Raw genomic sequence first — 16,696 nt, 5'->3', positions numbered from 1 at the left:
GGCCCCTCGGCCCGACGCCAAGGAGGCCACCGTCCGCGCGGTCGGCGGCTCTCGGGCCGATCAACGTCCGTTCATGTGCATATGCCCTGAAGTCATGGCGTGTCGGGGAAGTCTGGAGGAGCCGCCGGCTCGGCACCTGTCACGGTCGTCACGATTGCTACGGCCAGGGCACGGGTGTCGACGTGGTGGAATACGACCTCGATCTCGGGGAGCTTGTATTCCTCGCGGGTCTTGTCGACGGTGACCAGCGGCCGGAAGTCGAGTGCTTCCAGCGGCGTCCAGGCATTCCCCCGCTGGGTAAGTCACCGTTTCGTGGGAGGTGCCGCGGCGTCCGGTCAGTACTTCCAGTTCGTGCCCGTGCCACGGTATTGCTCGACGGGGATCGGCTGGATGCCATCGCGCATCCGGTCGGTGTAGAGATGGCCGTGGAGATGGTCCACCTCGTGCGCGACGAGCCGGGCAACGCCCCGCTCGAACATGGTGATCTTCTTGGTCCCGTCGATGGTGGTGTGTTCGACGTGGATCACGCGCGAGCGGGGGACCTGTCCTCGCACATCGAAGAAGCTGAGGCAGCCTTCGTACTGCTCGTCGATCTCCCCTGTTTCTTCGATGACGGTGGGGTTGAACAACGTGATCGCCTCGCCGTCCGGGGTTCGGATGATGGCGGCCGCGCGGTCGATCCCGATCTGGGGGGCCGCGACGCCCATCCCTTTGCCGAAGGCGTGGGCCTTCGTGACTCGTTCAGCAGCGGAGTTGAGCGCGGTCACGACGCGGCGGGCGTCCTCGGCCTCGTCCGGGAGATTGAAACGGCGGGCGACGCGGCGCAGCGCGGGGTCGGTGTCCTGGATGATGCCGAGGCAAGCCATCGTTTCGCTAGGCCGGGGCGGAGGCTCTTGGTGTGCCGCCCTGCGGCCACGGAAGTCCCATTCGAGGCGGTAGCGGCCGTGCAGTGGCGGGTCTTGGCAGGACCAGGAGAAGAAGTGCCGATCACCGGTGTCATCGCGGCCGATGGCGGTGGCGAACGGCATGGCCTGCGCAGTCATGGAGGTGTGCAGGCCCCAGACCTGCGCGGCGAGTTCGGCGGGGAAGTCCAGGCACACCGACAGCGTCCGTGTCGGTAACCGGATGGCGCGCTGGAACCAGTTACCCCAATGGATCTCGCTCACTGTGTATTCGTATTCGATCCAGCAGGATTCCCCTGGATACAAGGGAAAATGGCCGTGTTCGCCGGAGAATGACAGCCAGACTTCCTTGAACGCGTCCCGGTCGTGGTGGGCGGTCCAGCCCATCGGGTTGGACCGGTTGCGGCCGTGCCAGGCATGCAGCCCGATCTCCTCCCAGGTGAGCGGGTTCTCGCTGTAGAGCTGGTTCGAGCGTTCCGGATCGCCGGGATAGCGGTCCACGGAGATGCGGATCAGGTACCGGGTGATCGGCTCGCTGCTGCGGTTGACCAAGTGACGGCGCTGAGTGAGTCGGTATGCCCCATCCTCGTAGCGCAGGGTCGCATCGTCGTGGTCGACGACCAGGCTCCCGGTCCCGGTCTGTGGTTCGGGCTGCGGAGGCGCTGGCGGGCGGGACTTGGCCGGGCGGTTGGCCTCGTAGTCCTGGAAGGCGGTGCGAAGGGCCCCGCCGGTGCGCAGCGCGTTCTCGGCGTGGATGGCGAATGCCTCCGACGGCCGCTCGGTTCCGGATTCGACCTTGGACACATACGAGCGGTCGTAGCCCATGGCTTTGGCCAGAGTGGCGCGGGAGTGACCGCGCACGTCGCGCCAGCGTTTGAGTTCGGCAGCGAACACATTCACCTCGGCGTCGGACATGTCGGTCGTGCCCGTGGTCATCGCCAGCCTCCCCGGATGGGTTCGGGACGGTGAGTGTGCGTGAACGCACCGTGAGTCGCGCTTCAGCCTAGCTGCCCACCCGCAGCTTGCGGTGTTCTCGATCTTCCGGCGCACCGATCAGCTGAAGGGAGACAAGGAGGCCGTCATTTGTCGCTCAACCTCAACGTTCTCCACCAGCTTGCGCATTGGGGCCTACCTACGATGCGACGAGCTCACATGCCATCCGTTGGTGTCGCACCACGTTCACGCTGCCTTGCAGCGCCCATAGACCCGGCCCGGTGTCGTTGCCCCGACCTTCGGCACCGGGCCGTCCGGCCGGTTGGTGCATCGCCCCTCGATGCACCAACCGGCCGGGTTCCAGCCCCGGCGTGCGACAGCCCACCCCCGACGTGTGCGGCTGCACGGGGATCGACGCGCGGCCCTGCCGCAACCGGTCCCCCACGCCGGGGCACCACCAGCCCGAGAGGTTGTCGATGCCGCTCACCGCCGTATCCGCGGGGCCCGCCCGCGCCCGCCCCCCACCGCCGCAAGAATGAGCACCCCGCGACCGATAGGAAGGCGTCACCATGCCGCACACGACCGTGATGCTCGACCATCCCGGCTGGATCGCCACGAGCGATGGGCACGCGCGAGCAGTTCGCACAGCGTCAGGGGTATTCGCCGTCATGTGCCGGGAGTCCGGGAACGCCGAGCACTCCGTGGACGTGGCGCTGGTTGGCGGCGCCACGGCCACGGCGCCGGTTCTCGATGTCACGGACCCCGCCGGCCTGGCTGGCAACGATCCGGTCGCCGACGAGTTGCGGGCGGCGGGCCGGGTTTCCCGGCTTCGCAATCCAGACCTGTGGGATGCGATTGCGACATCCATCGTGCGGCAGGTGATCCGGGCGGGGCAAGCTCGCAAGCTGTACCGGGAATTCAGCCGAGTCCACGGCGAGCACATCGAAACCTCTGCGGGTGAGGTGTTGCTGTTCCCGACGCCTGACGTAGTCCTCTCCCTCCCGGATGAGGAGTTCGCGCGCCTGGGTTTGGCGTTCAAGCGGCGCCCGCTGCGTGCCGCGGCCGAGGCCTACCGCGAGTTCGGCGACAAGTGGGCGGGCCTTCCGCCGGCCGACCTCGCCGCCGAAATCCAGACCGTGCCGCGCATCGGGCCCTGGACGGCCGGCGCCACGGTCGCCGACGTGACCAACGATTACGCCCTGTATCCGTTCGCCGACCTTGGCGTACGCACCTGGGCGAAACGCCTCGCGCCCGGGCGATCCTGGCCTGACGACGAATCGCAGTTCGCGCGGGTGTGGCAAGAGTTGGCGGGAGCTCAGTTGTCCGAACGGACACTGCTCACGCTTGCTTGGGGAGTTCGTCATGCCAATGGAGTCGCCTTGTGACCCCGTAGCCGGTGCCGATCTCGGGCGCCGCATTGACGCGCTTTTCGTCAACGCACCACTGCGCGACTACAGCAAACGCCCACGTGTCAACGACTTAGACCCTCGTAGTACTCCAGCAAGCGCCGCAACTCCGGCTGCTCGGCGTTGTGCGCCAGGATCAACCGCGTCAACCACTGCTGATCGTTCTTGGTCGGGGTGTCACCGATCGCCACCAGCTCACCTCTCCGCCGTTGGTCGACCTGAATGAGTGGTGCTGCGCGGCGGGGGCATTCATCTGCTGTCAGGCTTGGCTCGGTAGTGGGTGGCGAGGTGGTCTCGGAGCCGGGCGTGGCGGAATTGGTAAACGGCCCCTGCTCGGCGTAGGACACCCCTTCGGTAGGCGTCTTCGAGGAAGCGCTTCGGGCGCCAGGGCAAGCGGCCGGTCAGCGGAAGCCACAGGCGCGTGAACAGCAGCCAGTTTCCCCACGCCGAGAGCGCCAGACGGGCTGTAGCGCCTACGAGCCCGAACACGAGCCCGAACACTGACACGAGCCCGAACACGAGACCGGACACAAGACCGAACACGAGCCCGACCGCGAGCCCGGCCGCGATCGTTCGGACAAGCGTGACCGTTCGGTCGCGGGTCAAAAGTGTCCACGGGTTGGTGGCGTGGGGGTCATGGCTATCTCCAAGAACTGACACAACGACGTTCACGAGCCCGACCGCGAGCCCGACCGCGAGCCCGGCCGCGAGCCCGGCCGCGAGCCCGTTCGCGAGCCCGTTCGCGAGCCCGGCCGCGAGCCCAGCCGCGAACCCGCCGGTGAACTCGATCGCGAATCTTTTGAGGTATGTCGCCGAAGAGCGCTTTGCGCTGCCTCGCCGCGGCACACGCAGACGCAGTCGTTCCGGCTCCCGTCCAGCACGCCCGCGAGTGAATCCCGTTTCATTGATAAGCCCGAACACGAGACCGGACACGAGACCGGACACGAGACCGAACAGAAGACCGGCCGCGAGACCGACCGTCGTCGTGGTGAGGAGGATGCGGGTGTAGCGGTGGAGAGTGGCAGGGAGTTGCCACCAGGTGAGGTCGTGGGTGTTGTGCTTGGTGAGGTGCGTGGCGAGGTAGCCCAGCCAGTGACGGGCATTCTCGGGTGCCCAGTCCGGGCGGCGTGTTCTGTGGTCGTGGCGGTCGTAGCGGGTGGCGAGATAGCTGTAGAGGAGGTGTTCTTCGAGGTCGTCGTCGGTGGGAAACCGGTGGGTGTCTAGGAGCTCGCGGGGGTCGTGGTCCGGGGCGTCGTTATAGGTGGTGCGGGCGAGCATGACCATTAACGGCGTGCGAAGCACTGGGGTGAGGTTCCGGCTCGCGATCTCCTCGGGTGCGGTATCGAGGTGGTCGAAGACCGCGTCCCATTCGGGGGCGCGGGTTTTGCTGGTGCTCTGGCGCAGGTAGCGGTGGGCTTCGTCGAGGGTGAGGTCGTCGAGTTCGATGGCCGCGGCACCGCCGACCGCTTTGACCGTGCGGGCAGCCTGGGCGTATTGCTCGGGTCGGCTGGTGACGACCAGCGGCCAGTCGACGTTGCTGATCTCACGGATCGCGGCGCGGTGATGCTGGTCGGGGATCTCATCGAACCCGTCCAGGACGGGAAGAATCAGCCCACCATCAACAAGATCCTCGGCCCCGCTTGTCCCGGTGGTGGGGTCGCGGTCTTCGAGGAATGGGTAGTCGCGGAGGAGTTGCTGAACCAGCCAGGCCCGCAGCCGGGTCGAGGTGGGGTTCCAGTCGCTGAGGCTGAACAGCACCGGCACTGGACCGGTCACACCGGTGTTGTCGGCCAGGTCGAGGATGAGGCGGTGAGCGAGCACGGTCTTGCCCGCACCCGCGCGCCCCAGGATGACCAGCCGTTGTGAGCTGATGGCCTGGTAGGTGTCCCGGATGGCGGTGAAGTGGCCCGCCAGCGGCACCGGGTCGTCGCGCCCCGTTTCGCCGTGGATGGTCTCCCAGTGGTCGAGCAGGTCGTCGGCGGCGGTGTGCCATCGCACCGACAGTGCGTCAGGACCACGGATTCCCCACCGCTGCACTTCCTCTGCGCTGAGCTTGCGAACCTGGGTGACAAGGTGCCGAACCAGCTTCGTCTGCGCCTCATCCAAGCCCAGGTGAGCAGCGGATTTCGGCAGCACCACAACATCGCCATGTACAGCGCCGACCTGAAAAACGGTCCTAGCAGCGCCGTGATTCTCGTTGTGGATCTTCCCGCTCGACACGCCGTGCAGTCTGCCGCACACGGGCCGCAGCCAAGACCAGGAAGCGCGAACGAATGAGCCAGAACCACCGCGTGGACGATCAGCAGCTGGCCCGGTTGACTGACCGAACCCTCGCTATCTGACGATCAGGCGGCCTGATCGCGCGTGTTTCTGCGCCGGTTCGCCCCAGCGGGTGATCGCCATCGCGGCGGTGGGTACGGCGTCGATGCGTTTGCCGACGGCGTTGCGCAATGAACGTGGCTTTTCACCGGCTCGTGGGCAGCCCGTTGGCGCAACAACATCAGCCTGAGCCACCGCGTTTCCCGCAACACGACCCCGACGAACCTACGGGCCGGCACCACTTGCGCACCTGAGCCCGGCCAACCCGAGCCCGCCGAAGCTGGTGGCCGGGCGCGTGGCCTCCCCCTCCCACCCGCGCCCGGCCACCTCTCCAACCAAGGCAAACCACCCCACTGTGTCCTGTGCGAGGGTGAGTTCCCTGCGCTTGGCGAACACCGGCTACGCGGGTTGTCGGGGGTGGCGGTCGGCGTGCGGCGTTGTCGGGTTCGGGGTTCTTGGGGCACCCGCTCGGGCCGGGATGAAGTGGAAGTCGTTGCGGTGCAACGTGCGAAGCAGCATCCGGTACCGCAGGATCGAGTCCGGCCAAAGCAACGTTCCGCTTGTCGAGCCGTTCTTGTACCAGCTCTGGCAACCGCCCGTGTGCCAGACCGTGCGTTGGAAACGCGTCCGGATCTCGTGCTGGAAACGTTGTGCCGCCTCCGGTCGGACAACGAGCGCCCGCGCGGCGGCTGACCGGGTTGCGCGGATCGCGCGGACGACGTAACGCGTCTGGGCCTCGATATTGGCCACCACCCCGGTGTAGGCGACGACACTGGTGGGACCCAGCAAGATGAACATGTTGGGAAATCCGGGCACATGGAAATCGGGTGGCGGTGAACGTGTCGACCAGTGTCGTGGCCTGGTCGAACACCCACGTATGGTCAGCCGCCGCCAGAGCCAGCTGCTGACGGTTTTGGTCGATCGTCAGCGCTTCGTAGAGTCGTTGCAGCGGTTGATAGCGGGGCACGGGGAACGGTGGGGCAGGCACTGTGTGTAGCCGTCGTATGAGCACTGCCAGGTCGGTCAGCGAGGGCGGTGAGGTTGTGGCGCGGTGGGGCCAGAAGGTGGCGACTGCACCGTTGGTGATCACTGGTTGCTGGCCGGGCATTGGTGGCAGCGCGACGGGTGCGGGCTGGGTCGCCAGCCAGCGGGTGATCGTGATGGTGGTCTGTGCGCGGCGGCGGCGTACCGGGGTGTCGGGGGCCAGCCTGGCGACGATCTGCTCGTGTGGAAGGAGGTAGACCGCGTTGGAGCGTCGCTGCAACGGGCGGGCGTCGGTGGGGTCGGCTCCGAAGATCCGGCAGGTGGCGTCCAGCGCGTCCAGGCCGGGCAGGTGGGTATCTGGTGTTGTGGGCAGGCTCATGCCGTTGTGGTGAGCGCGGCGCGGATGTGTTCGCGCAGCTCGGCGACTTCGGGTTTGCCGTTGTGTGGCGCGGCGACGGTGTCCAGGACGCGCAGCCGGGCGTAGCCGCGGGTGGAGGACAGTCCGGTGATCGCGTTCACCGAGTCGTAGCCGGTGGTCACGGCTGTGTCGATGTCATTGGCCTGGAACTGCGCGGAGGCCAGCGCCGGCAGGTTCACGGCGCGGCTGCGCGCGCGTTCCTTGCCGTATGCGGTGGTTGCGCTGGTCAGTTTTTCGACGGCTTGGGGCGCGAATTCCGGGCGGGACAGCGACAACAAGTACAGGGAGTGGCCCTGCTGGCTGGTGATCTCGGCGTCCCTGACGAACGACGTCCACGGCGGGGCGGTGGCCGGATCGGCGGCGGCGTAGGTCTCTTGGGCTTGCCCGATGGCGCGGTGGGTAGACTCTGGCTCGCCGAGCGCGGCGCGGCACCAGCCGAGGACCGCGTAAGTGGCGCCCTGGGTGACCGTGCTGACCGGGTGTTTGCGGTTCGCGGCGGTCGCCGAGGCCAACTGCACCAAGTGCAGTGCCTCACTTGCGCGTTCGAGGTGCAGCGCTTGGTCTGCCATCTCCAGCAGCACGTGCACTGTCAGGTCGGTGGCGCGGGGGTCGTCGTCGGCGCGGCGGGCGGTGTCCAGGGCGTAGGTCCACAGGCGGCGGGCGGCGTCGTGATCGTCGACATCGTAGGCCATCCACGCTGCCATGCTGGCCAGTTCGGCGATGGCCACTGCCAACCGGGTGCGGATCTCCGGCGAGCAAAGGGCGTCCTCCAACCGGCGCACCTGGTGCAGTTGCGTGACGGCTGCGGCGCGACATAGCCCACCGCCGTAGGCCAAGTCTGAGCGGCGGAACCCTTCGGTGACCGCCTCGATCGCATCGACATCCGCCGCGCCAATGCGGGGCCGGGTTACCGGCTCGACCTGGCCGGGCAACAGCGAGCCCAGCCGAGCAAGTTCCGGATTCAGACTGGAACCCAACGTGGCGGCCGTGACCAGGGAGAGAAAGTCCCTGCGTTCCAACCAACTCACCTCCTTGGCAGTGACGTCACCCGTTACGGTATGGCTAGTGGGAAATCCGAGCAAGGAGGCCGGGATACGCATGACCGTGGCCAACCGAGCGGCCGTCCTGACGTGGGTCAGCCGACGCTCGCCCCGCTCGACAGCAGAGACGCGGGATTGGGACAAGCCGATCAGGTCTGCGAGCTGGAGTTGCGACAGACCCGTCTGCCGCCGCACGGCGGCGAAAACCGCGCCGAAGTCATAGCTTTCCAACGCGGCGCACAGGTCCGCATCCTCATAAAAGCCCTCCGGGATCGGCTCACGGAAACCGGCGGCGCGGGCGCAGGGTCCGCACAACGCGTCATTCACGCCGACACGCAGCACAGTGCCGCAGCACCGGCAGCGTTGTCCCGGACCAGTCATGGCTCGCCTTCCATTAACTGACAAGTGCTCGTTCGGGGCCACGGCGTTACGCCCGTTCAGTCGAGGCGTGCTGTGCACCACCCCAGCGGTCGACCATAGTCAGCCGCGTCTGCGACCGCGCTCTCAAGTCCCATCGGGGCTAGCACTGTTGGGGATTGGAGACATCGGCGCGGATGAAGACGATGACCGCCATGGCGCAGCCAACGTCGCCGCCGCTCTCCGGCCGATCCCCACTGGTTCGCCCGGCCCTGCCAGCGGAGCCGGTTCGTGGACGTACGCGGGACCACTGCCGACGCGATGTCGCAGTCGGCGCAGCCACTCTCACCACCGCAAGACGATCACGATCACGGAGGCAGGAAGGCGCACTGACCGCTCAAAGGACGGTGTCACTGGGGAAACGTGGTGCCCTGATGAGGTCATGGCGATGCTGCACCGCCATCAAACCCCCTGGTCACACCGCACCCCCGACTCACTCCAGAAGAGCCACACCCAATTGAAATGGCGGTTGTCTGTCTGTGGGTGGCCCCGCGCGGCGCTACCACTGCGACATTCCAAGCTGGACAGCGTCGGTGGGGTCAAGGCCCTTCAGATGGGCACCAAGCACACGGCAGAGCAGACTTGCGGTGTGTCTGAACGCTATGGGTGATGAGTTGACTTCGTCGTGACCTGCTCGGTCGACAACGAGCTGGCCCGCCGGAAGCCCGGCGGCGGCAGCGTTGAGTGCGATCCCTTCGAGCACAGAATCTGCGAACTCGTCGGGAAGGCCAGGCACCAGTGGCCGCCCGAGCTCACTGTCACAGGTTGCTGGTTGTCCGAGTCCAGCTGGTTGGTCGGCAACCAAGACCTGACACGTCAGTTCTTGGGCGGTGCTCGGAGCAAACTGCCCGCCCAGCAGCGCGCGAGGGCTTGTTCCGCCAAAGCGGAGCCGGATCTCAACGGTGGCACGCACCGGTACGCCGACATGGTCCACCGGCTCAGCCGGTTGAACACGGCGAAGCCATCGCGAGCCTGAGTAGACAGCCGAAGGCTCGTCGCCCCGTACTCCGGCCTTGCGTCCGCTAACCTCAATGATCATCGTGGTGGCATCCCCCAAGCCTCGCGCCAGCGGTTGTTGAAGTACTCAGGGTACTTCTCGATGACTTCAGGACTGTAGTTCTTGAACAGAGGATGCTGCTCCAACGCGATCTCGTGAGCGTCGTCGTAAGGCATGCCATCGTCCATCAACTTGGCCTCGGTGGTCTCGTGTTTCATGAAGTTCTCTTCCGCCTCAGACAGCGGTCGCCCTTCCTCCATCGCCTCACGGACCTGGTTGATCATCGCGTCGTTCTGAGGAGCATGGTCCAGACGAGAGAAGTGCTGGTCTACCGTATCGACATGCTCGGGCGTGAAAGGGCCATCCTCAGCCGCGACAGCGTCGTTGGTATCGATAACTTCGACTGCATCGTCGCCAGCAGCTTCAGACGCCAGTCCCCCGACGGAGGCCACCACCATGCCAGCGCCTGCGACCACACCGGCGCCGGCCACATAGGTCAGCGGACCTCCGCCCACCGCGCCCACGCCGCTGGCACTAACGGTCACGCCTCCGGCCACGCCGACCGCGCTGGCCGCAGTCACCACACCACCTAAGGCAAGCGTGCCGACCAATTCGGGGTGCTGGATGACGGCGTTCCCCAACGACGCGACGGCGTTGACGACAGTGGCTGCCGCATCCCCAGCCGCGTCCAGGGCCTGCGCCACCCAGCTCTGTTCTTCTGGTGCCTGATTCCGTGCAACTGAGACGATGTCGGCGGCCGTTTCACCTTCCAAGGCAAGTTGCTGGCGGGCGCGGCCAAGCATGTCCCGAGCAGCTTGCCGTTTGGCTTCGCCAGGATCGTGGAAAGGGATATCGACAGGCGGCGCGCCGGGACGGATTTGTTGCTGGGCTTGCTCGATTTCTTTGGCGTGCTCGGCCCTGGCGTTATTGGTTGCAGCCTGGCCCTCGTTCCACAACCGGATCGCTTCGGCCGCTTGCCCCTGCGACCAGGCCAGAGTCATGGAGTATTGCTCCAGCGCTCCACCGGCCTCGTGGAAAGAGTCCCCGGCTTCCAGCCATTTGATGGGTTCGCCGTCGAAGGCCGAGCGGAACTGCTCAGCGGCCTCGCCTAATGGTGGAGTCGGTTATTGGAACGGTCCGAATACCTGCCTGATTCGAGCCCTCGGTGCCGCGTGGTGGTGGCTCGGCCGTTGCCGCCTCAAAGTTGACACGTGGGCGTGTCTGAGAAATCGGGTGCTTTGTGAGGGGCGGCCCGTCAGTATGAGGATCATGAGTGGCGGGACGCGCGTGGGGAGTTAGCAGGACGTGGAGAAGGCGGGGCGTCCGCTCGCCTTGGTCACGGGGGCGGGACGTTCGGCCGGGATCGCGGCGTCCGTAGTACTGAATCTGGCGCAGGCTGGCTGGGACGTGGCCTTCACGTACTGGACGCCTTATGACGCGCGGATGCAGTGGGGCATGGAGCCGGGCGCACCTGGAGAGTTGCAGAGGAAGGTGGCTTCCCTCGGAGCGAGAACAGTTGCGGTTGAGGCGGATCTGAGCGACTCGGATGCGCCGGCTCGGCTCTTCGACAGTGTTGAGCGCGAGTTGGGAAACGTCAACGCGTTGGTGCTCTGCCACTGCGAGTCGGTCGACTCTGGTCTGTTGGATACCACGGTGGAGAGCTTCGATCTGCACTTTGCAGTCAATGCACGGGCAACGTGGCTGCTGATCCGGGAGTACGGGTTGCGATTCCGCGGGCAGTACGGAAGCGGGCGTATCGTCAGTCTGACCAGCGACCACACCGCAGGCAACTTGCCCTATGGGGCGAGTAAGGGGGCGATGGACCGGATCACGCTGGCCTCTGCCCGTGAGCTCGCTCATCTGGGAGTGACCTGTAATGCGATCAATCCCGGGCCGACCGATACCGGGTGGATGACCGAAGAGCAAAAGGCAGACATGACTCGCTCCACACCCCTGGGACGTCTCGGTGTGCCGCAGGACTGCGCGAATCTGGTCACGTTCCTTTGCTCGGCGGAGGGCGGATGGATCAACGGCCAGCTTCTCCAGAGCAATGGCGGTCTCGGGTCAAATGCATGAGGCGAGGCTCACGGGTGCTTGCGGCTGGCGACGTCGGCGGCGTAGTTGGTCCAGTCTCCGCTGGAGGCGCGTTGCCATGCGACGGCGACTTTGACGCTGATTCCGAGCATACGGGCCAGCATCGCGGCCGGGAGTTCGCCGGCGAGGGTGAACAGCGCGGTGGAGCGGTCTTGTTGAGGATTGAGGCCGATGTCCTGCAGACGTTGGCCGAGCCGTTCGTCGCTGATCGGCCGGCCAGGGTGCCCGCCGGGGAACAGCCACGGGGCGTGATCGGGGGCGCCGGTCATGGCATGGCCGCGGCGGGTGCTGACCAGCCTGCGCACCATTGCTCCCAGTGGTTCCGGGAGGTGGATCGGGGAGGTGCCCAGCGTGATCTCGACCCGGTCTTCGTGAAAGCGGACGTGGTCGATGGTGAGGTGGGTGATGGTGGCGATGCGTTGGGCGTAAAGAAGAAGTAAGAGCCCGGCGACGCGGTCGGAGGTGGCGAGGGTGTCGTCGTGGAGCAGTCGGCGAGCGTCGGTCCAGCGTTTCTCGGTGTCCGGGGTCCCTTGGGGTGCTGTCCAATAGGGAGTGGTGTAGGTCAGTCCGTGGGCGTGCCGGTATTTGACGGCCCAGCGGAGGAAATGGCTGGTTTCGTCCCGGTGGCTGGAGGTGGACGCGGTGATCCAGCGGTCGAGGTCGGCCTGGGTGCAGGTGTCGAGTGTCAGTGCGTTGTCGCCGAGCCAGTTGAGAAAGTTCGTCGCGGCGGTGACATGGCAGCGCACGTTCAGGTCCTGGAGGCGGGTGGTGTGGTTTTCGCCGAGGCGTTGCCGCAGTCGGCGTAGGTGGTGCCAGACGGCGTAGTTGTGCAGGATCCGGCGCTCGGCAGGGTCGGTGCGGTTTTGGACGGTCGTGGTGATCCAGCGTTCCAGCGCGGTGAGGCGTTCGTCGCGTGGGGGCAGGACGTTGGTTGCGACCAGGATGCTGCGGAGGTGCGCGAGTGTCTTGCCGTCGGGTAGTTGGTCAAGGATCTCGTGAGTGAGCGGGCCGGTGTTCCCGGCGATCTGCGCGAGGAGTTCGCGGACTTTCGATCGGGAGAGCCAGGTCAGGGTGCTGTCGGGGCGTGTAACGCCGGTCAATGCCTTGTGCAGTGATGTCAGCTCGGAACGGATCGTGCCGGTTTCGTTGCTGAGCAAATGGCGTAGGCGCTGGTCGAGGATGCATCGTTGGCAGGGTTGCTGGCTGAGCTGCCATGTGGTGCGGCAGACCGGGCAGCGGTCCCAGAACTCGGGGTCGGGGTTGGTGCATTGGGCGCACAACGGCTGCTGCATGGTGCCTCCGCGCACCGGCGCGGTGTTGCCGCAGCCGGTGCAGGTCGCCCAGCGTTGTTTGCAGCGCAGGCACCATGGTTGCCCGGTGGCCCGGGAGATGTCACATGGTGCTGTGCGCCCGCAGAGCGCGCACGTGGTTGCGGACCTGGGCCGGCAGACACTGCAACGCGGGCCGTCGGGTTGGCGGACGGAGACGGGCTTGTGGCGTCCGCACTCGACGCAATTTTCCCAGGTGGTACGGTCTTTGACCCAGCAGGTGTGACACAGGGGTGCGTTTTGATCGTCGCGGGCGGCAGGCGTTCGCACGGCGCCGCAGCGGGCGCAGGGCAGTGCTGTGGTTCGGGCGAAGCAGCTGCGACAGAGCCGCTGGCCGTTGCGCACCTTGACGAGTGGCTTGATCTGCTGGCATTGCGGACAGGCTGGCTTGATCACGTTCGTAGCGCCTGCTTGAACGAGCTCGTCGACGAACCGCAGTACCCCTGGAGTGGGCGCGTTGTGACCGGCCCCGGTCAGCAGGGTCGGCTGGGCGAGCACGGCCCAGACCACTCGTCGTTGCTCGGCTGGGCGCTTCGCGGCGGCGCTGAGCGCCGCGCGAACGATGTCCGCCTCGAGTGCTGGATCCAGTTCGGTGACAAGTTCGGTGAGATCTGCCAGCGAGTCCTCTGCAGTGTCAGGGCAGCGGGAGCAGCGAGGCCTGCCGTGACGATCCCGGCCGGCGACGGGGCGTCGCTGGCCGCAACCTGCGCAGGTGGTGCGTGTGTCCGAACAGGACGAACATCTCCATTGCCGACCGCTGACTCGACGACGAGTCTGTCCGCATACACCGCAGTGAGGAAGGGAAATCTCCTGGGCGCCAGCGTCGTGCAGTGCTACCAGCATCCTGGCCACGCAGTAGGGCGCCGGTGGCCGGCCTGTGCGCAACACCGATGGATCGTCACGGAGAGCCCGGGCCAGGCGTCGTTGACTCGTTCGCTCGCGAACAACGGAGCACACAGCTTGCCGGATAGCCGCCGTATCCATGCGGGGTTCGATGGTGTTGATCAGCTCGACGATCAGCCCGATGGGGTCGGGCAGCACCTCGTGGTCGGTGTTGGTCACTGGTCCACCGCAGTGATCCGGGCCCTCTTCGGCCTCAACAAGCCGACACCTTCACCAGCCGAGGTGCCGCCTGCAGCGGCCTTTCTAGGTTTCCTTGCGGTTTCGCCCGTGGCGGCGGGCTCGATGAGGTCCTCCATTGAGCAGTCCAGGATGTCCAGCAAGGCCATCAGAACTTTCAGGCTCAGGCGTTCGGGCCGTTCGGTGACCAACCGGTAGACCTGGCTCGACGACAGGGTGATCCCGCATTCGGCCAGCAGCGGGATCAGATCGGTGGTGGAAAACATGCCTCGATCTGCCATGACCCGGCGCAGGTGCCATCGGTAGTCCAATTTCTGCTCCATCAACGCCCCTTCCCATACGGTGCGGTTGGCTCCAGCGCTGGCGCGATAGCGTTACGCAGTGCGGTGTTCATGAAGTCATCGCTGACGTGTGTGTAGATCGCCGTCGAGCTGTCACACTCGTGTCCTACTTGGACTTGGATGAACCTGCGGTCCACCCCCTCCTCGGTCAGATGCGTTACATACGAGTGGCGAAGACTATGGGGTGTAAGGATTTTCGGCAGTTTCAACGCGTCCCGATAAGATTCGAATCGTGCGTTGATCTCCGCTGGCTTGATCCGCCCACCGCGCTCTGTCACCCACAGCGCCGGGTGATCGGCGCAGCCGAAGCGGGGCCGGATGTTCTCCACATAGTCGGCCACCGCCTCCACCGCCCAACTCATCACTGAGGCCACGTTGCGCCGCCGCGGCGGCTGACCGCGCTTGGCCTTGCCATAGCGGACATGCAGCATCCCGAACCGGCCGAACTCCGGCGCTGCCGGATTGCGACCCCAGTCCACCACATCCAGTTTCGACGCCTCCGTCCGCCGCAGGCCCCAGGCGTAAATGACCTTGAACAGCGTGGCGTCCCGGTACGCCACCAGCGCGCCCTTGCGTCTCGCGCGAACAGCCCGATCGACCTGGTCGTCGGCGTAATCCAGAAACCTCTGCAACTCCTCCCGCGTAAACGGACGCGCCTCCGGGTTGCCTTCGTAGCCGTTAAGGTGTGCGATCGAGTTCCACTCGTGCACGATCGGCATCGGATGCACCCCCGGCCCGAACGCCTTCTCGCACGCATCGCCCCAGCCATACCGTGCGTTGTCGGTGATGAACTCGGTGAACAAGCGCAGGTCACATTGGTAGCCGCGGATCGTAGAGGGAGCCAGATGGTGTTCGCTGGTCAGCGTTGACGACCATTCATCCACATGAGATGGCGTCCAACGCCACGGGAACTCATTGGTATAGATCAGAAAACGGCGAACCAGCCACTCACGAGCAGCGATCGTCTCTTCCCGCAGCCCGCGAGAGGCCTGCTGGGCCCGAAACCCGCGCAGCATCGCCTCGACCATCGCATCCTCCGGTCGCAAGTGCACCACGCCGGAAACCAGCTCCAAATGCGCAGCACCCGCGAGATTCGACGGCCCCAAAACCAAGCCTCCGATCCGCCCACTTAATGAGCGGATCATGCATCAAACGGGATCGTCGAGGCAAACTGGCAGGTCACAGCACTCTCGCCCAGCGAGATGCGGTAGCCTCAGGTCAGCACGCTCACCAGGCGACCAGTGATTTGTCGCCCATCTGATGCAATTTCCGAGGGTTGTCCCATCCTTCAGCTGTGTCAATGCGTTTGAGGCCCTCGCCTGCTTCGTGCAGGCTGTCGCCATAGGCGGTCATCGCTTCCCCCCGTCGCACGGGCCGCTCCAGGGTCCCCGGGCACGAGCGCCTTGGGGTCGTTGGTGGTTCCGAGTTCGGCTGCCATCACTCCGCCGCCGGATCTTCACCAGTGGTGCGCTGCACGATGCCCTCGAAATGAGCTCGGGCAGCCTCGTCGGTTTGCCGATAGACCTGGACGCAAAGGGCCAGACGACCGGAGATCTCCTTGGCGTCGTCGGTCAAGTTACGCACGCCCGTGTTCCAGCGATCGCAAAACTCGGCGACAGTGGTGACCAAACGCTCGTGCCCGAAAGCGTCCGCAGGGCAGTCAATGTCGCTGACCTTGCGCCTGTTCATCGCATCGATCGTCTGCTGCACACCCTCCGATGCGCTGGTCAAGGCAGGCAAATCAACGCGAAACCCGTCCCCCATACGGCTCCGTCCCAGCTCGACTCCGGTGCGGTGCACACCCTAGCCAGACCGCGACAACCGTTGCGCGAAGACCCGAACTCGTCACCCAGATGTCCGGATCATCCCACGCCGACCACAGTTCTGGCGGCCCAAGATCGAGTAGGAGGGTCGGGTTGCCCGACCCTCCTCTCACACCACCGGACATGCGGGCCCGCATCCGGCGGTTCGTCAAGCCGTTGTTCTGAGCCTGTGCCAGGTATTCCGCAGTCCCAGCAGGCCAAGGTCATCCCAGTAGGCGTTGGGCAGCGCCCGCTGAAGGATGGGTGAGCACGCGATCCGCCGGATACCCTCCCCCCCGGAGCGGGAGAAATAGAACCCGAACCCCAGCAGCGTCGCCTCGCGAGCGTGTCGGACCGAGGACTTCTCCCGGTGCACCTTGAGCTTCAACCGCCCTCAACCACCTTGGTGATCGAGCCCAGCACCCTCTGGGCGGCCCGTTTGCTGCGCACGAAGACCCGTAGGTCGTCGGCGAAGCGCACGAACCGGTGACCGCGCTCCCACAACTGCCGGTCCAGATCGTCCAGCATGATGTTCGACAAGATTGGTTGTCGTCGGTTGATGTACACCATGGTGATGATGTTCATCCATGGTGACATCGTCGACGGTAGAAGAGAACCGTAGTTTCAATCGAGAT

At 65.7% G+C, this 16,696-nt stretch carries 17 protein-coding genes and 1 pseudogene; 4 read left to right on the top strand and 14 right to left on the bottom strand.

The annotated features are described in order from the left end of the window. Positions 1 to 335: 335 nt before the first annotated feature. Both BJ970_RS19735 and BJ970_RS19730 read right to left on the bottom strand, forming a co-directional pair. Complete coding sequence (locus BJ970_RS19735; RefSeq protein WP_221467233.1) at positions 336 to 1,838, bottom strand: peptide deformylase; 1,503 nt, start codon at positions 1,836 to 1,838, stop codon at positions 336 to 338. Positions 1,839 to 2,034: 196 nt separating this feature from the next. Further along, on the bottom strand, positions 2,035 to 2,322 hold the full coding sequence (locus BJ970_RS19730) for a hypothetical protein (RefSeq protein WP_184727606.1): 288 nt from the start codon (positions 2,320 to 2,322) through the stop codon (positions 2,035 to 2,037). A gap of 82 nt (positions 2,323 to 2,404) precedes the next feature. Between BJ970_RS19730 and BJ970_RS19725 the strand changes: the two genes are divergently transcribed. Beyond that, positions 2,405 to 3,220, top strand: coding sequence for a DNA-3-methyladenine glycosylase family protein (locus tag BJ970_RS19725; RefSeq protein ID WP_184727605.1), 816 nt, complete (start codon positions 2,405 to 2,407; stop codon positions 3,218 to 3,220). Positions 3,221 to 3,306: 86 nt separating this feature from the next. Here BJ970_RS19725 and BJ970_RS38930 read toward each other — a convergent pair whose 3' ends face one another. From BJ970_RS38930 to BJ970_RS19715, 3 genes are all read right to left on the bottom strand, one after another. Further along, a complete protein-coding gene (locus tag BJ970_RS38930; RefSeq protein ID WP_281399456.1) occupies positions 3,307 to 3,432 on the bottom strand; it encodes a hypothetical protein in 126 nt (41 codons plus the stop codon). A 58-nt stretch (positions 3,433 to 3,490) separates the two neighbouring features. Beyond that, complete coding sequence (locus tag BJ970_RS19720; RefSeq protein WP_184727604.1) at positions 3,491 to 5,461, bottom strand: NACHT domain-containing protein; 1,971 nt, start codon at positions 5,459 to 5,461, stop codon at positions 3,491 to 3,493. Positions 5,462 to 5,959: 498 nt separating this feature from the next. After that, positions 5,960 to 6,358 carry a hypothetical protein gene (locus BJ970_RS19715; protein WP_246470921.1) on the bottom strand — a complete coding sequence of 133 codons (399 nt, stop codon included), beginning with the start codon at positions 6,356 to 6,358 and terminating at the stop codon, positions 5,960 to 5,962. Between the two features lie 206 nt (positions 6,359 to 6,564). Here BJ970_RS19715 and BJ970_RS19710 point away from each other — a divergent pair, with 206 nt between their 5' ends. Then, the gene (locus BJ970_RS19710; protein ID WP_184727603.1) at positions 6,565 to 6,801 is read left to right on the top strand and encodes a hypothetical protein; all 237 of its coding nucleotides are present in this window, start codon (positions 6,565 to 6,567) and stop codon (positions 6,799 to 6,801) included. 118 nt (positions 6,802 to 6,919) lie between these two features. Here the strand turns inward: BJ970_RS19710 and BJ970_RS19705 are convergent, their stop codons facing one another. After that, entirely contained in the window at positions 6,920 to 8,383 is a 1,464-nt protein-coding gene (locus tag BJ970_RS19705) for a helix-turn-helix domain-containing protein (protein WP_184727602.1), read from the bottom strand. Positions 8,384 to 9,044: 661 nt separating this feature from the next. Here BJ970_RS19705 and BJ970_RS19700 point away from each other — a divergent pair. Beyond that, positions 9,045 to 9,395, top strand: coding sequence for a hypothetical protein (locus BJ970_RS19700; protein WP_184727601.1), 351 nt, complete (start codon positions 9,045 to 9,047; stop codon positions 9,393 to 9,395). Between the two features lie 59 nt (positions 9,396 to 9,454). Here BJ970_RS19700 and BJ970_RS19695 read toward each other — a convergent pair. After that, a pseudogene (locus BJ970_RS19695) lies at positions 9,455 to 10,513 on the bottom strand (putative T7SS-secreted protein); the annotation flags it as partial. Between the two features lie 208 nt (positions 10,514 to 10,721). On the opposite strand from BJ970_RS19695, the gene BJ970_RS19690 reads away from it, so the two are divergent. Then, positions 10,722 to 11,492 (top strand): SDR family oxidoreductase, encoded by a 771-nt coding sequence (locus BJ970_RS19690; protein ID WP_184727599.1) that lies wholly within the window; start codon positions 10,722 to 10,724, stop codon positions 11,490 to 11,492. A gap of 8 nt (positions 11,493 to 11,500) precedes the next feature. Here BJ970_RS19690 and BJ970_RS37060 read toward each other — a convergent pair whose 3' ends face one another. From BJ970_RS37060 to BJ970_RS19660, 7 genes are all read right to left on the bottom strand, one after another. Further along, positions 11,501 to 12,802 carry a hypothetical protein gene (locus tag BJ970_RS37060; RefSeq protein ID WP_221467232.1) on the bottom strand — a complete coding sequence of 434 codons (1,302 nt, stop codon included), beginning with the start codon at positions 12,800 to 12,802 and terminating at the stop codon, positions 11,501 to 11,503. A gap of 1,094 nt (positions 12,803 to 13,896) precedes the next feature. Beyond that, a complete protein-coding gene (locus BJ970_RS19680; RefSeq protein ID WP_184722017.1) occupies positions 13,897 to 14,241 on the bottom strand; it encodes a helix-turn-helix domain-containing protein in 345 nt (114 codons plus the stop codon). Then, entirely contained in the window at positions 14,241 to 15,287 is a 1,047-nt protein-coding gene (locus BJ970_RS19675) for a tyrosine-type recombinase/integrase (RefSeq protein WP_221466988.1), read from the bottom strand. The genes BJ970_RS19680 and BJ970_RS19675 overlap by 1 nt, the downstream gene beginning before the upstream one ends. 199 nt (positions 15,288 to 15,486) lie before the next feature. Then, the gene (locus tag BJ970_RS38925) at positions 15,487 to 15,612 is read right to left on the bottom strand and encodes a hypothetical protein (RefSeq protein WP_281399455.1); all 126 of its coding nucleotides are present in this window, start codon (positions 15,610 to 15,612) and stop codon (positions 15,487 to 15,489) included. Between the two features lie 84 nt (positions 15,613 to 15,696). Next, positions 15,697 to 16,023, bottom strand: a complete 327-nt coding sequence (locus tag BJ970_RS19670; RefSeq protein ID WP_184727597.1) for a DUF6317 family protein — start codon at positions 16,021 to 16,023, stop codon at positions 15,697 to 15,699. Between the two features lie 207 nt (positions 16,024 to 16,230). Beyond that, a complete protein-coding gene (locus tag BJ970_RS19665) occupies positions 16,231 to 16,449 on the bottom strand; it encodes a hypothetical protein (RefSeq protein WP_184727596.1) in 219 nt (72 codons plus the stop codon). Next, positions 16,446 to 16,646: a hypothetical protein gene (locus BJ970_RS19660; protein WP_184727595.1), complete on the bottom strand. Its 201-nt coding sequence runs from the start codon at positions 16,644 to 16,646 to the stop codon at positions 16,446 to 16,448. The genes BJ970_RS19665 and BJ970_RS19660 overlap by 4 nt, the downstream gene beginning before the upstream one ends. Between the last annotated feature and the right edge of the window lie 50 nt (positions 16,647 to 16,696).

The sequence above is a fragment of the Saccharopolyspora phatthalungensis genome (assembly GCF_014203395.1).
Taxonomy (GTDB): Bacteria; Actinomycetota; Actinomycetes; order Mycobacteriales; family Pseudonocardiaceae; genus Saccharopolyspora; species Saccharopolyspora phatthalungensis.
Note: the sequence above shows the minus strand (reverse complement) of the source record. Positions and strands in the feature narration are given on the sequence as shown.

Excerpts from the sequence above, each read along its gene's own strand:
- BJ970_RS38925 (WP_281399455.1), bottom strand. The coding sequence starts at position 15,612 with ATGACCGCCTATGGCGACAGCCTGCACGAAGCAGGCGAGGGCCTCAAA.
- BJ970_RS19710 (WP_184727603.1), top strand. The coding sequence starts at position 6,565 with ATGAGCACTGCCAGGTCGGTCAGCGAGGGCGGTGAGGTTGTGGCGCGG.
- BJ970_RS19735 (WP_221467233.1), bottom strand. The coding sequence starts at position 1,838 with ATGACCACGGGCACGACCGACATGTCCGACGCCGAGGTGAATGTGTTC.
- BJ970_RS19715 (WP_246470921.1), bottom strand. The coding sequence starts at position 6,358 with ATGTTCATCTTGCTGGGTCCCACCAGTGTCGTCGCCTACACCGGGGTG.
- BJ970_RS19670 (WP_184727597.1), bottom strand. The coding sequence starts at position 16,023 with ATGGGGGACGGGTTTCGCGTTGATTTGCCTGCCTTGACCAGCGCATCG.
- BJ970_RS19675 (WP_221466988.1), bottom strand. The coding sequence starts at position 15,287 with ATGGTCGAGGCGATGCTGCGCGGGTTTCGGGCCCAGCAGGCCTCTCGC.
- BJ970_RS19725 (WP_184727605.1), top strand. The coding sequence starts at position 2,405 with ATGCCGCACACGACCGTGATGCTCGACCATCCCGGCTGGATCGCCACG.
- BJ970_RS19680 (WP_184722017.1), bottom strand. The coding sequence starts at position 14,241 with ATGGAGCAGAAATTGGACTACCGATGGCACCTGCGCCGGGTCATGGCA.
- BJ970_RS19660 (WP_184727595.1), bottom strand. The coding sequence starts at position 16,646 with ATGAACATCATCACCATGGTGTACATCAACCGACGACAACCAATCTTG.
- BJ970_RS19705 (WP_184727602.1), bottom strand. The coding sequence starts at position 8,383 with ATGACTGGTCCGGGACAACGCTGCCGGTGCTGCGGCACTGTGCTGCGT.
- BJ970_RS37060 (WP_221467232.1), bottom strand. The coding sequence starts at position 12,802 with ATGCAGCAGCCGTTGTGCGCCCAATGCACCAACCCCGACCCCGAGTTC.